The 13,125-nt window shown below is 68.9% G+C and carries 11 protein-coding genes and 1 pseudogene; 7 read left to right on the top strand and 5 right to left on the bottom strand.

Annotated elements, in window-relative coordinates; all coding sequences use genetic code 11:
* The 3 genes from ACZ3II_RS42920 to ACZ3II_RS42910 all read left to right on the top strand — a co-directional run bounded on the left by ACZ3II_RS42920 (position 1) and on the right by ACZ3II_RS42910 (position 3,419).
* Positions 1 to 786, top strand: coding sequence for a phosphotransferase (locus ACZ3II_RS42920; RefSeq protein WP_465526554.1), 786 nt, complete (start codon positions 1 to 3; stop codon positions 784 to 786).
* An 846-nt stretch (positions 787 to 1,632) separates the two neighbouring features.
* Positions 1,633 to 2,670: a hypothetical protein gene (locus ACZ3II_RS42915; protein WP_465526552.1), complete on the top strand. Its 1,038-nt coding sequence runs from the start codon at positions 1,633 to 1,635 to the stop codon at positions 2,668 to 2,670.
* Between the two features lie 29 nt (positions 2,671 to 2,699).
* On the top strand, positions 2,700 to 3,419 hold the full coding sequence (locus ACZ3II_RS42910; RefSeq protein WP_465526550.1) for a hypothetical protein: 720 nt from the start codon (positions 2,700 to 2,702) through the stop codon (positions 3,417 to 3,419).
* Here ACZ3II_RS42910 and ACZ3II_RS42905 read toward each other — a convergent pair.
* Positions 3,411 to 3,716 carry an NIPSNAP family protein gene (locus tag ACZ3II_RS42905; RefSeq protein ID WP_465526548.1) on the bottom strand — a complete coding sequence of 102 codons (306 nt, stop codon included), beginning with the start codon at positions 3,714 to 3,716 and terminating at the stop codon, positions 3,411 to 3,413. The two genes, ACZ3II_RS42910 and ACZ3II_RS42905, sit on opposite strands and share 9 nt — an antisense overlap.
* A gap of 59 nt (positions 3,717 to 3,775) precedes the next feature.
* Here ACZ3II_RS42905 and ACZ3II_RS42900 point away from each other — a divergent pair, with 59 nt between their 5' ends.
* From ACZ3II_RS42900 to ACZ3II_RS42890, 3 genes are all read left to right on the top strand, one after another.
* Positions 3,776 to 4,471 (top strand): SGNH/GDSL hydrolase family protein, encoded by a 696-nt coding sequence (locus ACZ3II_RS42900; RefSeq protein WP_465526546.1) that lies wholly within the window; start codon positions 3,776 to 3,778, stop codon positions 4,469 to 4,471.
* 481 nt (positions 4,472 to 4,952) lie between these two features.
* Positions 4,953 to 5,606 (top strand): HEAT repeat domain-containing protein, encoded by a 654-nt coding sequence (locus ACZ3II_RS42895; protein ID WP_465526620.1) that lies wholly within the window; start codon positions 4,953 to 4,955, stop codon positions 5,604 to 5,606.
* Positions 5,593 to 6,606: a MerR family transcriptional regulator gene (locus ACZ3II_RS42890; protein ID WP_465526544.1), complete on the top strand. Its 1,014-nt coding sequence runs from the start codon at positions 5,593 to 5,595 to the stop codon at positions 6,604 to 6,606. The genes ACZ3II_RS42895 and ACZ3II_RS42890 overlap by 14 nt, the downstream gene beginning before the upstream one ends.
* A 1,357-nt stretch (positions 6,607 to 7,963) precedes the next feature.
* Here the strand turns inward: ACZ3II_RS42890 and ACZ3II_RS42885 are convergent.
* A complete protein-coding gene (locus tag ACZ3II_RS42885) occupies positions 7,964 to 8,299 on the bottom strand; it encodes a helix-turn-helix domain-containing protein (RefSeq protein WP_130511759.1) in 336 nt (111 codons plus the stop codon).
* Positions 8,296 to 9,323: pseudogene (locus ACZ3II_RS42880) on the bottom strand (tyrosine-type recombinase/integrase). Before ACZ3II_RS42880 ends, ACZ3II_RS42885 begins: the two are co-directional and overlap by 4 nt.
* A 657-nt stretch (positions 9,324 to 9,980) precedes the next feature.
* Between ACZ3II_RS42880 and ACZ3II_RS42875 the strand changes: the two are divergent.
* Positions 9,981 to 12,095 carry an RCC1 domain-containing protein gene (locus ACZ3II_RS42875; RefSeq protein ID WP_465526618.1) on the top strand — a complete coding sequence of 705 codons (2,115 nt, stop codon included), beginning with the start codon at positions 9,981 to 9,983 and terminating at the stop codon, positions 12,093 to 12,095.
* 416 nt (positions 12,096 to 12,511) lie between these two features.
* On the opposite strand, the gene ACZ3II_RS42870 is transcribed toward ACZ3II_RS42875, so the two are convergent.
* Together ACZ3II_RS42870 and ACZ3II_RS42865 are read right to left on the bottom strand one after the other, a co-directional pair.
* Positions 12,512 to 12,775 carry a hypothetical protein gene (locus tag ACZ3II_RS42870; protein ID WP_465526542.1) on the bottom strand — a complete coding sequence of 88 codons (264 nt, stop codon included), beginning with the start codon at positions 12,773 to 12,775 and terminating at the stop codon, positions 12,512 to 12,514.
* A gap of 12 nt (positions 12,776 to 12,787) precedes the next feature.
* Positions 12,788 to 12,928, bottom strand: a complete 141-nt coding sequence (locus tag ACZ3II_RS42865; RefSeq protein WP_465526540.1) for a hypothetical protein — start codon at positions 12,926 to 12,928, stop codon at positions 12,788 to 12,790.
* Positions 12,929 to 13,125 lie beyond the last annotated feature (197 nt).

Raw genomic sequence — 13,125 nt, 5'->3', positions numbered from 1 at the left:
GTGAGTGAAGAAGTGCTGCCCGGAGGGAACACCACGGGCGCGGTACGGGTCGGCGACGTCGTCCACAAGCCGGCGTCACCGTGGACGGCCACCGTGCACGCACTGCTGCGGCATCTGGAAGCGGCCGGGTTCGCCGGCGCGCCGCGAGCGCTCGGGTTCGACGAGCAGGGCCGGGAGATGCTGAGTCATCTGCCCGGCGAGGTGATCGGTGGCCGGGTTCCGTGGCCCGCATGGGCGTTCACGGATCGGATGCTGGTGCAGGTGGGGCAGTGGCTGCGGCGGCTGCACGACGTGACCGAGGGGTTCCGGCCGCCAGCGGAAGAACGGTGGTTCGCCGGGGCGCGGATGGGTCCCGGGATGATCGTCGGGCATCAGGACGCGGCGCCGTACAACGCGGTGCTCGACGGTGACCGGCTGGCCGGATTCTTCGACTGGGACACCGCGGGGCCGTCGTCGCGGGAGTTCGACCTGGCGTTCGCGGTGCTGTCGTGGGTGCCGCTGTATACGCCGGGCGCGGCCGCCGCCCTCGGCTTCCGCCGTCCGGAGGACCGGTCGCGGCGGTTGCATCTGCTGCTCGACGCGTACGGCTACGACGGCGACCGGCACGCCTTCGGCACGGTGATCGTGCAGCGGGCCACCCGGCAGGCGAGCGTCATGCGCGCCATGGCCGACGCCGGCGATCCGGCCGCCGTCGCCCTGCTCCCGATCGCGTCCAACCTGGAACAGTCGGCGGCCGAGGTGGCAGCCCTGCCCACCGTCTTCTGGCGCCACCCCGCCCCCACCTGACCCGGCCACACTGCGCCACCCGTTCCGTGCGGCGGTGCCGTCGTGCTCGGCGATCACCGGGATCACCAGCGTGTCCTCCTCGGCGAGTGGCGGGGGCCGACCATCCGGCTGGTCGGGAGTGTCGCCTCAGGGCGGTGGAGACAGCACCCACGGCCAGCCGGCAAACCTCGGCTGGTTCTCATGGCTGTCTCCCGCTCGTCGAGACAGCCATGAGAACCAGCCGCACAAGATCCACCGCCGTCCGGACGGAATCATCGTCGGGCGAGGTCGAGACGCTTGGTGGGCGCTCATGTCCGCAGCGGTCGGAGATCTTGTTCAGTGGGACATCGAGGTCGACTGTCGGTTCGCCGACCTTGTGCGATTCGGCCCGGCGATTTCCGCCCAAGATCGGTGAGGCTTGCGATCTTGGGCGATGCGGTCCGGCACCGCCTGCCCAAGATCGTTGAGGCTCGCGATCTTGGGCAGGCGGCATCGGATTCCCGCAGCTCAGCGCACAAGAAGGAGCAGGAAACCGATCTTGTGCACCCGGCTCCGGCGTCGGGTCCACAAGATCGGGAAATGGCCCGGGGAGCCGGGCCGTAGTCGTGACGGCATTTCCCGGACAGGGGCTTGACTGCTCGGCGTTCAGCGCCCCAGAAGAAGACTCACGGGAACGTGTCGATGCCGGTGAACCGGTCGCGGCGCGGGGCCGTCGTGGACACCGCCGGCGGTCGGGAACAGTGGAATCCAGCGCGATCCCGGGCAGGCCCGCGTGGCGTCGACGTGGCTGGATCGGCCGGCAACGCTTTTCCCCTCGATCGTGGCCGGGCCGTAGGATCGCCGGGTTCTCGGCGGACGGGGAGACCGATGCGCGTACGGGTATGGCTGGCGGCACTGCTGTTGACGGTGGTCGCCGGATGTGACGACGACGCGCCGGCTGTCACACCGTCCAGCGCGCCGCCCGCCACCGTCGCCGATCCGCAGATGATCAAGGATCTGCAGTCGTACCTGGACATCCCCAACCCGAGACCGGCGCAGTTCACGACCGGTCTGGACGGGCCCAGCCACCGGGTTCACCTCGTGGAGACGGCCACGGCCATGGTGCTCGGCGAGGACTTCCTGCCCTGGTTCAAGACCGATGCCAACCCGGAGCCGGTCGCGCCGGCCACCACCTTTCCCGGCAACGAGTTCCTGTTCGTACGGCTCAGCGGGGTGGAGGGGAAGACCCACTATGTGATGTTCCCGTCGCCGCTGATCGAGAACAAGCAGGTGCGGATCAAGGTCGGGGACCAGACCCGGGACATGCCGCGGATCATCGGCTCGGACGCGCTGCTGCTGATGGTCGTGCCGACCGGCGCCCCGGTCCAGCTGCAGGTCACCGAGGCGGGCCGGTCGGCGAGCATGGACCTGCGCACCGGCAAGACGGACGCCGCGAGTACCGCAGCCGGCGCCGTCCGGAAGAGGGGCGAGGCGGAGTGGGACGTCTACGGCCAGTACCCCGGCGACAGGATCGGCAGCCAGGTCAACGTGAAGGCGACGGCGACCCTGGACTCCTTCGACGACACCTGGGCCGCGCCCGGCACGTTGTGGCTCAGCATCGGGCTGGAGCTGACGCACTACAGCTGGCGCACCCTCGGCGGGAGCCTGAACGCGGCGAAGTCGGTCCAGGTCAAGGTCGGTGGGCGGACCGTCCCGGTGACCGCCGCATCGACCGACTTCACGCTGCTGACCAGCGGGATCCCCAACCTTTACCAGAACGATCTGTACGTCAAGGCGCAGGTCCCGAAGACCGGGGTGCAGAAGGTCAGCGTCCGGTTCGTGCCGGTCGGCCCGATCACCCTGGACGGCACGAGGGCGACGTTCCGGGGCAGGTCCGTACCGACCAGGACGATAACCCTGAAGTGACCGGGTCCCGGCTGGTTGGATGATCTGTCGTGGAGATCGACATCACCGAGGACGTGGCGGGGCGGGCGCCGCAGCCGCCGTCCCGGTCTCGCCGGCTATGGCTTGCCGTCCCGGTCGCGCTTCTGGCCGGGGCGGTGATCGGCTTCTATGTTCCGCTGGGTGGGGAGGTGATCCTCACCTACGGCAGAGTGACCACGGTCGACGGGGCGGTGGTGCTGCGGTGGGGGCTGGCGAACTTCGGTTCCGGCCCGGCCCGGGTCCGGTCGGCGCAGGTGGACGGCGTACCGGTCCCGGTCGAGACGCCGGAGATCGCGGGCCGGTCGGCCGCCGACTTCACCGCCCCGGTGCGGTGCGACGGGACCGTACCCCCGCAGTTGACGCTCGCCGTCGGGCCGGCCGACCTCGGGTACATGCCGGACGCCGCCGAGTGGAGGGAAGCCTGCCGCGCGCCGTCACTGTCCGTGCCGGCCGGGGAGCAGGTCCTCACCCAGATCACCAGCCGGACCGGGCCGTGGCGGGGCAGCGCGCAGGCCGGCCGCGGCGGGACGGTGAACTTCCGGCTGGTCTGCGTCGGCGGCGGCGAGATGCGGGTCGCCTACGACGCCGACACCGGCGGCGCCACGTTCGGGGCCGCCTGTGACGGCGAGACGACCAGCGCGGGGGAGGCGAACACCGGCCCGGTCTTGACGATCGATGTCACGCCCGGTGACGGCCAGCGCTGGTCGCTGCTGGTGACCCGGTCAGGGTAGTAGCGGCCGCATGAACGTCCGGTCGTAGCGCAGCACGCACCCCGACTCGTCCCGGATCCGGTCGGCGGCGATGAACTCCGGATCGACGCCGAACCGGGACCGGTACCGCTCGTACGCGGCCAGGCTCTCGAAACTGAACAGCGCCTCGGCCTTGTCGCTGGCGCCCTCGGCGGGCAGGAAGTAGCCGTGGTGGATGCCGCCGTGTGCGGCGACCAGGCGCATCCACTCGCGGGCGAACCGCTCGAACGCCGCGATCCGGGCCGGGTCGATGGTGTAGTGCACGACGCAGGTGATCATCGGGTCACGATAGGAAATGCGGTGGTGTGACAGGGGGATGACGGCCACCATCTGCTGTCATGTTCACGAATTACGTCGCTCTCGGTGACTCCATGTCGATCGACGACTACGCGGGCGGTCCGGGCCGGGGCGCGGCGAGTCTGCTGCACCGCAACCACGACGGCGACTTTCCCGAGTGGTCGGGCAAGGACCTGACTGCTGCGGGGTACGCCGTACAGGTGCTCGCCCGGGACGGTGCGGTCACCGGTGACGTCCTGGAGCGGCAACTGCCGCGGTTGCGAGGGCCGCTGGATCTGGTGACGGTCACGATGGGTGGCAACGATCTGCTGTCGGTGTACGGCGACGACAGCGCCGCCGCGGCAGCGGTCGGCCGGGTGGAGGCGCAGGCCGAAGGGGTGCTGGTTCGGCTGCGCCGGATCGCGGGGGACGGCTGCCGGATCGTGGTGACCACGGTGTACGACCCGAGTGACGGGACCGGGGTGGTGCCGGGGTCGGGGCTGGCGCCGTGGGAGAAGGGGCCGCACTGGATCCGTACCCTCAACTCGGTCTTGATCTCCGCTGCCGGCCGGCACGGCGCGGTGCTCGCCGACGTGCACGCGGCGTTCCACGGGCACGGGGTGACGGTGGGCGACCCGGCCCGCTCCGAGGCCCGCCCGGCCTGCCGTGACCTGTGGTTCTGTGGCGTCGTCGAGCCCAACGCCTGGGGCGCCCACCGGATCCGCGCGGCCTGGTGGCAGGCCCTCGACCTCGGGTAGGGCGTCAGAGCTCGGCGACCATGCGCTCCAGGGATCGTGGTGTCGGACGCAGCATCGCCGGCATCAGTCTCGTCCGGCCCGGCAATGTCATCGGACGGTGCGCCGGCCTCGACGGCGCGATGAGCAGTACCGGGCCTTCGGCAGGTTCCGCAAGGCGCTGCAGTGGCACACCGACGGCCCGGCGTCGTATCTCGCGGGCGCTCGAGCAGCCGACGGCTCGGGACGTGGCCATGGCGTACCTCGACGGCGCCGTCCGCTGCCCCACCGGTGCCTCGGCAAGCAGGGAGGAGTCCCGGGACGAGCTGCGGGCGATCGCGGCGCGGTAAGGCTGTCACCTAGAATCCTAGGATGGCTTAGAGGTCGTGCGGCAAGCCGCACTTCTTCCATGAGGACGGCTTCGCCGACACGCACATCTTGATTTGAGGTTCCCGGGCGGGCTTGACCTTGTCACGGTGACAACGTCTCTACTGGTGTGCCGGAGGTGGTTGTCATCAACACGCGGTTGGTGGAGGCGCTCGGTGCGCGGGATGCGTCGGTGCGGTTGCGGACGGTGCTCGCGGTCGGCACGGATGCGGATCCGGCGCTGGTGGATGCGCTGGTGGCGCGGTGCGCGGTGGAGCCGGACTTCTTCGTGCGGGACATGTTGACGTGGGCGTTGACCCGGTTGCCGGCGGAGGTGACGGTGCCACGGCTGGTGGCCGAGACGCGGTCGGAGGTGGCCCGGGCGCGGGCGCAGGCGTTGCACACGCTGTCGAAGGTCGGTGATCGAGGCGCCTGGTCGGCTGTCACGCCGGTGTTATTGCGTGACGGTGATGATGAGGTGGCACGGACGGCGTGGCGGACGGCGGTGGCGCTGGTTCCCGAGGAGGAGCGGGCGGCGCTCGCGGTGGTGCTGGGGTCGCAGTTCGGGCGTGGTGACCGGCGGATGCGGTTGAGTCTGAGCCGGGCGCTGGCCGGGTTGGGTGTGGAGGTGGTGGAGCCGGTGGTGCGGGCGGCGTTGTCGAGTGAGGATCCGGTGGTGCGGGCGCATGCGGCCGCGACGCAGCGGTTGCTGGGTGATCCGGAGGCGGGGTTCGAGGTGGCGGTGGACGAGGCGATTCGGGTGGTGGCGTTGGGTTCTGATGCTGATCGGTGAGGTGGCGCGCCGGTCCGGGGTGAGTGCGCGGATGTTGCGGCATTACGACTCGCTGGGCTTGGTGCGCCCGACCGGGCGGACGGTGGGGAACTACCGGGAGTATGCGGCGGAGGACATTCGGCGGATCTTTCATGTGGAGAGTCTGCGGTCGCTGGGGTTGTCGTTGCGGGAGATCGGTCGGGCTCTGGAGGATCCGGGGTTTGCTCCGGCGGCGTTGGTGGCGGATCTGATCGCGCGGACCGAGGAGCGGTTGCAGCGGGAGCGGGAGCTGCTGGAGCGGTTGCGGGCGGTGGGTTCGGCGGGGGCGTCGGGGTGGCAGGGCGTGTTGCGGATCGTGGAGTTGTTGCAGGGGCTGGATTCGCCGGATGCGGCGCGGCGGCAGCAGGCGGTGCTGGCGCCGGGTGAGGACGTGCCGGTGCCGGTGGAGGTTCTGGCGGGTGCGGTGCTGGCGGAGCCGGATGCGAATGTGGCGGGGGCGTTGCGGTGGGCGTTGGCGCGGGCCGGTGGTGGTGCGGTGGCGAGTGTGGCGGCGGGGGTGTATGCCGAGGATGCCGCGGTGCGGTTGCGGGCGGTGCGGGCGTTGGCGGAGATGCCGGGTGAGGGGGTGACGGGTCCGCTCGCTGACGCGTTGGGTGATGTGGATGTGGCGGTGCGGGGGCGGGCGGCGCTGGCGTTGGGGGCGCGGGGTTCGATGGCCGCGGTCGGGGTGCTGGTGGCGATGGTGGTCGACGGTGTGAACGATGTCGAGGCTGCCGAGGTGCTGGGTGGTTTGTCGGCGGATCCGGGGTGTGCGGCTCGGATCGTGGCGGCGTTGGAGGTTGCTCTGGCGGCGGCGGGTGGGGATGCGGCGGTGCGGATCCGGTTGGCGCAGGCGTTGGCGGAGTTGCCGGGTCCGGGGGCGCGGGTGGTGTTGGAGCGGTTGGCTGGTGACGGGGATCGAGCGGTGGCGTTGGTGTCGGCTGCTTTCGTGCGGATGTTGGAGGAGCCTTCGTCTTCTTGAGGGGGTACGGGGCAGGTCCGTCCTGTCGGCCGGTGCGGGTGAGGCGGCCCTTGAGGAGCATCGGAACGATGACTGGCGCTAGCGATGATCTTGGAACCGGTGAGACCGGACACGGTCGGGGTACGCCGGTTGTCCGGCTCGACCGGCTGTTATCCCGGCTTCGATCCTGTTCGATGTCTTGTAGCGTTGCGGCCTGTGCCGGTTGAGTTTCTTTCTGATGAGCAGGCAGCCGTCTACGGCCGGTTTCCCGCTGGGCTGACGCCTACGGAGTTGGGCCGCCCGACTGGCAGAGTGCTGTAATCCAACTGTCGCCTATTTGGGGCATTTTTGACGTAGCCGATTGCGCAGTGTAGTCGGGAACGGTGCGATCGACCGGCTGTCAGACGAGTCGATCCGTGGCTGCAGCACGAACCTCAACCGTCTCTATGGGGTCGTCGCGTAGGTATTGCAGCCGTTGGCGGATCCGGTTGTCCAGCGGCGTTCGCTGCACGGCCAGTAGTCGGACGTCGGCCTCGCAGTCCCACAGTCCCTCGATGATCTTGCGCTGTGCGCCGGCTGGGTCGAGCGTGGCCAGCGCTCGTAGATAGGAGGCCCGTTCATAGGAGTGCGGGCTGAACCATAGGCGGTGCAGGCGGGACAGCGTTGTCGCGGCTGGGGGGCCGCCGATGCGGGCCAGGCCGCGGGCCAGTTCGTCGTAACCGCACCGACTGTCCGGGCGAGCATCCAGCCAATCCAGTCCGGCGACCAGCGCCGGAATGTCGGTGGCGTCGCCGTGGGCGGCCAGTAACCGCAGGCCTGTCCATGTCAGTGGGTGGTCGGCCGCCTCGGCCCAGCGGCGGGCAGCGGGAAGTGCGAGTGCACCCAGCTATGTCGCCGCGGCCCAGACCTCGCAGCAGATCCGCCGCCGGGGCGGGGCGACCGTGCCGGGAGGAGACCCAGGCCAGGCCCGTCAGCGGGTTGTCCATGCTGATCAGCAGCTCGGCCAGGGAGGCCAGTTCAGGGCGGATGCGGCCGGTGCCGTCGTCGAGGAGTACGGCGACACGTCGGGTGAACGTGCAGCGGGTGCACCGGCGACCGGCGTGCAGCTTACCTTCCTGCCCGCACTCGACGCAGGCATACGAGATGGAGAATCCGGCGCAGCTAGTGCAGATCGGAGCCCGGTCCTCGGCCCGACGTCCGGCCAGGAGCCGGTCGTTACTGCATCCGGGGCAGCGACCACGGGTGCGGAACGCCCGGTCTTGGCAGGTGCGGCAGACCTGGCCGTCAGGCCACCGAACGGTGGAACTGCGTCGGCTGCAGCGGACGCAGTCGCGGACGAACCAGCGTTCGTACTGCTCAGCGGTGTAGGTCCGGCCCATCAGTCCGGCCGCACGCGGGCGCGCTTGGGTCGAACCGTGGCCAGGTCCACCGGCGCCGGGGCGTCGCCGGCGACGGCCTTGCGCGGCGCGACGTTGGCCGCCGTGGTGACGACCAGGTCGGCGGGGGTGACCTCCAGGATGTCGCATAGTGCCGCGAGGACGGGCAGCGACAGCCGCTCGGGTGTGCCGGTAACCAGGCGGTGGACCTGGGAGGCGGACAGGTCGATACCCCGTTCGTGCAGCAGCGGGACCAGTTCGGTGGCGGTGAACACGCCCCGGGCGGCCATCATCTCCCGCAGCCGCCACCGGTAGCTGACCTGGCGTTTCATGCTCATCGCGCCCTCCGTGCCGGTCGTAGTGCCGCGTCCATGGTCGCGTCGAGAGCCTGCCGCAGCGTGCGGGTGCGGAAGTCCGACGACACGCAGGTGTAGATCGCCGTGGTCGAAGCGTGTTCGTGGCCGACCTGCTGCTGTACGAACAACGGATCCCAGCTGGCCTCGATCAGATGGGTGACATACGAGCGGCGCCGCGAGTGGAAATCCAGCCCGCGTCCAGGCCGAGGGCGTCACGATAGGCCGACAGCCGCGCGTTGAGCTGGGCCAGCCCGACCCGCGGCGCCCGCTCCGAGGGCCACAGCGCCGGGTTGCCCTCGACAGCCAGCAGCGGCCGGAACTCCTCGACCCACTCGGCGAGGACTTCCGGCACCCATGCCCAGACGGTCAGCACGCTGCGCCGTTTCGGCGGCGAGCCCTTCGTCGCCTTGCCGTAGCGCACGTAGAGCACGCCGTACTCGCCGAACTCGCTGGCGTGCGGGTTGCGGCCGAAGTCGGCGACGTCGAGCATCCGGATCTCGTTGCGCCGCAGCCCGTACCCGTAGGCGACCTTGAACAGGGTCGCGTCGCGGAACGCCGGCAGCCAGCCCTTGCGCCCGGCCGCCCGGATCCGGGTGACCTGGTCGTCGGCGTAGTCCAGCAGGGCCTGCATCTCGTCGAGCGTGAACGCGCGCTTGGCCGGGTCGCCCTCGGCCGCGGCGACGTGGACTGCGGCGTTCCATTCGTGGACCACCTGCACCGGGTGCGTACCAAAGCGCTTCTCGCACTCGCCGACCCAGCCGTAGGACGGGTCGGTCAGGTACGCGCAGAACAGCCGGACCGCCTCCTGATAGCCGCGCAGCGTCGAGCGGCGCACCCGACGCACGGCCCGCAGATCTGTGCACCACTCGTCGACCAGCTGCGGAGTCCACCGCCACGGCAGTGCCTGCGCGTGCTCGGCGAACGCTCGCACCGATCGCTGTCGGCTCTCCACGGTGCCGAACGACAGGTTCCGCGCGAGCTGCTGGTTGCGCCAACCGTCGAGCATCGCGGTGAATACCTGCTCGTCCGGTCGCAACAGCCGGACACCGTCAGTCAGTTGCAGGGCCGCCGCGCCCGGCGCGGCCCGTTCCACGTCCACCGACAGCGACCTCCCGCCACTCGCATCAGATGCGATATTTTCGCATCTGATGCGACCCCCTTGTCAAACATGCAGGTCAGGATGGTTAGATCGCAACCCTCGCGGCAGGGAGCCACCTCCAGGAGGGGTCTCCAGTCGTCGAAACCGCTATTCGTGCGACCAGCAGCGCCAACCTCGGCCGCAGGTCGCACGCAGACTGTCTCGTATTCGCATCAGATCGAATAAGCGGCGGTTGTAGTTTCCGGCCCGAAACAGCGGTAACGCTGGTCAACCGGTGAAAGCGCAAGCGGCCCGACCGCCCGGCGGACATTAGCTCTCACCAGGCGTTGTCGTTGTTTTTCCGCTGATTACTACGGCGAGGCCAGCATCGAAAACCTTCCCCACGGCGTACTCATCTCCATCCTGCTCGCCGACCCAGACGGCGCTCACCTGCTGCACCTCGCCGTACCGTACGTTCGGCCTGCACCCGCTTCGCTACCAAACGCTCAGATGGACGGCGTGGGCTGACGATTAGTCCAAGGCGGGGTTGTGCAGCCTGTGCTCTTGAAGGGACCAGCCGTGTTCATGCCTGTTCTGGTGGCGTCCGCTGTCTGCACGGTGGCGACTGCGGCTTTTGCCCCGCCCGTGCAGGCCGGCACCAGGACGGTGGTGACGCTGTCCGCGCCCTCGTCGGGCGTCGCGGACGTGGCTATGGCGGTCACGGGCACGGTACGCCCGGCGGGCACGGGCCGACGGGTCTACCTCCAGGAGTACATCGCCCCATCCCGCAAGTGGGTTACCCGGGAGTCGAGGACGACCTCAGGGACCGGCGCGTACGCCAGCACGTTCACCAGCTCGGCGGGGACGAAGACCATCCGCCTGTATACCCCGAAGTCCGGCACCCGCCCAGCCGGTACCAGCCCGGCCAAGAAGATCGTTATTGTCTCACAGACAGTGTTGTTCACCATGTCAGCGCCTCAGGCTAGGGTGAACAGTCGACCTACGGCGACCGTGACCGTCTCTCCGAAAGCCGTCCGGAGTGTCAACATCCAGAGGCACATCTCGGGCGTGTGGGCGACTGTAGCCACGATCAAGACGAACGCCACCACCGGCACGGCCGTCTACCAGCCGCCGACCAGCACCACGGGCGCCTACTCCTACCGGGCGGCCGTCAAGAAGCAGAACTCGCTCAAGGCACTCGTTTCAGCAGCCCGTTCGATCAGGGTCATCCCTTCGGTGCAGATGGTGCATCTGACTGTCGGCGAACTCCACACGTGCGGGCGGGGCAACGACACCAAGACCTACTGCTGGGGTTGGGCCGCAGTGCTAGGTAACGGCCGTGGCAACATGCACGAACCGGCTCCGGTGCCGGTGGCCGCCCCGGCCGGGGTGAGCTTCACCCAGCTCGTCAGCGGCGGCTCCCACACGTGTGGGCTCGATCGTGACACCAAAGCCTATTGCTGGGGCTGGGGTGAGCGCGGTGAGCTCGGCAACGGCCGCACCACGACCGTTTCGATGACTCCGGTGCCGGTGGCCGCCCCGTCCGCGGTAACGTTCACCCGATTGGCCGCCGGGGGCTCCCACACGTGTGGGCTCGGTCGCGATGCCAGAGCTTACTGCTGGGGCGAGGGTCCGTTGGGTAACGGCGGCACCACGAGTCGTGCGACGGCTCCGGTGCCGGTGGCCGCCCCGGACGGGGTGAACTTCACCCAGCTCACCGCTGGCAGCGCCCATATGTGCGCACTGGGCAGCGACACCAAAGCCTACTGCTGGGGCTATGGCTACTCCGGTCAGCTAGGCAACCACGCGACCACGGAGCAGCCGATTCCGGTGCCGGTGGCCGCCCCGGCTGGGGTGAACCTCACCCAGCTCACCGCTGGCAGCGCCCATACGTGTGGGTTGGGCAGCGACGCCAGAACCTACTGCTGGGGCTGGAATGAGCGCGGTCAACTCGGCACCGGCGAGACCACGAGCCAGTGGATTCCGGTGCCGGTGGCCGCCCCCGCCGGCGTGAACTTCACCCAGGTCAACGCCGGTAGGTATCACACGTGTGGGTTGGGCAGCGACGCCAGAACCTACTGCTGGGGCTGGAATGAGCGCGGTCAACTCGGCACCGGCGACACCACGAACCAGCTGACGCCGGTGCCGGTGGCCGCCCCGGCCGGTGTGCACTTCACCCAGGTCATCCCCGGCGAATTTCACACGTGCGCCCTGGGCAACGACACTAAAACTTACTGCTGGGGCAGGGGTGACACCGGTCAGCTCGGCAACGGCGACATGACGGACCAGCTGCGTCCGGTGGCGGTGTTGAACCCAGGTGACGGGCCCTCGCTGAACCCCACACCGGCCCCTGACCCTGCCCCTGACCCTGCCCCCACACCGGCCCCTGGCCCTCCACCGGCCCCGGCGCCAAAGCCTACGACGCCGTCTACAAAGAGCGTGTCGGTGGAGAAAGCCCTGACTTCTGCTATTGGCGGTGGCACCTTCCGCCGGACGGCACGCGTGGACTGCCCGAGCGGTTGGACGGCTATCAGCGGCCACGGCAGCGTCATCTGGACGGACAACACGGATCAAGTCAGGCTCGTCGGCTCTCGCCAAGGGAAACCGTCATCGACGTGGATCACCGAGTGGGACGTGCAGAGCAGCGGCCCCATCGGAAATGCCAGGGTTCGTTTGACGGCTGTCTGTCTCCGTCCGTAGGCCTCGCCGCAGTAATCAGTGAGAACCACCGACAACGCCTGGCAAGAGCCGATGTCCGCCGGGCGGTCGGGCCGCTCGCGCTTTCGATCGGTTGACCAGCATTGTCGTTGGTTTCGGGCCGAAAACTACAACCGCCGCTTATTCGATCTGATGCGAATACGAGACAGTCTGCGTGCGACCTGCGGCCGAGGTTGGCGCTGCTGGTCGCACGAATAGCGGTTTCGACGACTGGAGACCCTCCTGGAGGTGGCGGGCCTTCCCCCTTGATCTTGGACACTTGACAGCGACAGCCAGCCCCGGGCACCGCGCTTCGCACCGCTCATCCCGCGAGCGTAGAACCGACCCTAACTCGATCTTGAAGTAGCGAGACAGGCACTTAAGCGAGTTTCGGAGCCAGCTCGAGCTGGCCGGCCTGATCAATGTCGGTGAGTTTGAGCGCCACCCTTGTGCGTGTCGGCCGCCTCCCCGGGGCGTGATCCGCCGGGTTCGGTCGAGGTTTCGAGGCGTTGGCGAGTGAGTGCGAGCATGTCGATCAGCCATCCGGGCCCGCCGGTGATGTTCCTGGTTTGCAGCAGGTCGTCGACCTCGTGGTGGACAGCGGGACCAGCGTTGGCGAAGAAGTCTTCGCAGATTCCGCGTAGGAGCAGCAGCAGGTCACCGCGGGGATCGTCAGGATCCATGAGCTGGCCGATTCAGGATGGCGTGCGAGTCGCCTCTTCGGCGCGGGCTCGTGTCTGGGCGAGGCGGTAGGAGTCGGTGCCGGTCTCGATGATGTTGCCGCCGAAGGTGATCCGGTCGACGATCGCGGCGCTTATCTCGACTTCTGCGTCCAAATTCCATTCCTGACCTGCACTAATGCGTTCTGGACAGGTGCCTTCGACTACCGGCCGCCCGGTATTGCGGGTCGGCGCGTCTGACAAGATCGACTCTTGGTTCTCAGGAGTGAGGTGGCATGGATCAACGTCCAGACCCCGTCCAGATCATCGCCCGGCCGAGTGAGCTGGTCGCGAAGCATCAGGAGCAGGTATTC

This window comes from Actinoplanes sp. NPDC019969 (assembly GCF_055562375.1).
The sequence above is the reverse complement of the archived record's forward strand: the minus strand, read 5'-3'. Positions and strand labels throughout refer to the sequence as shown.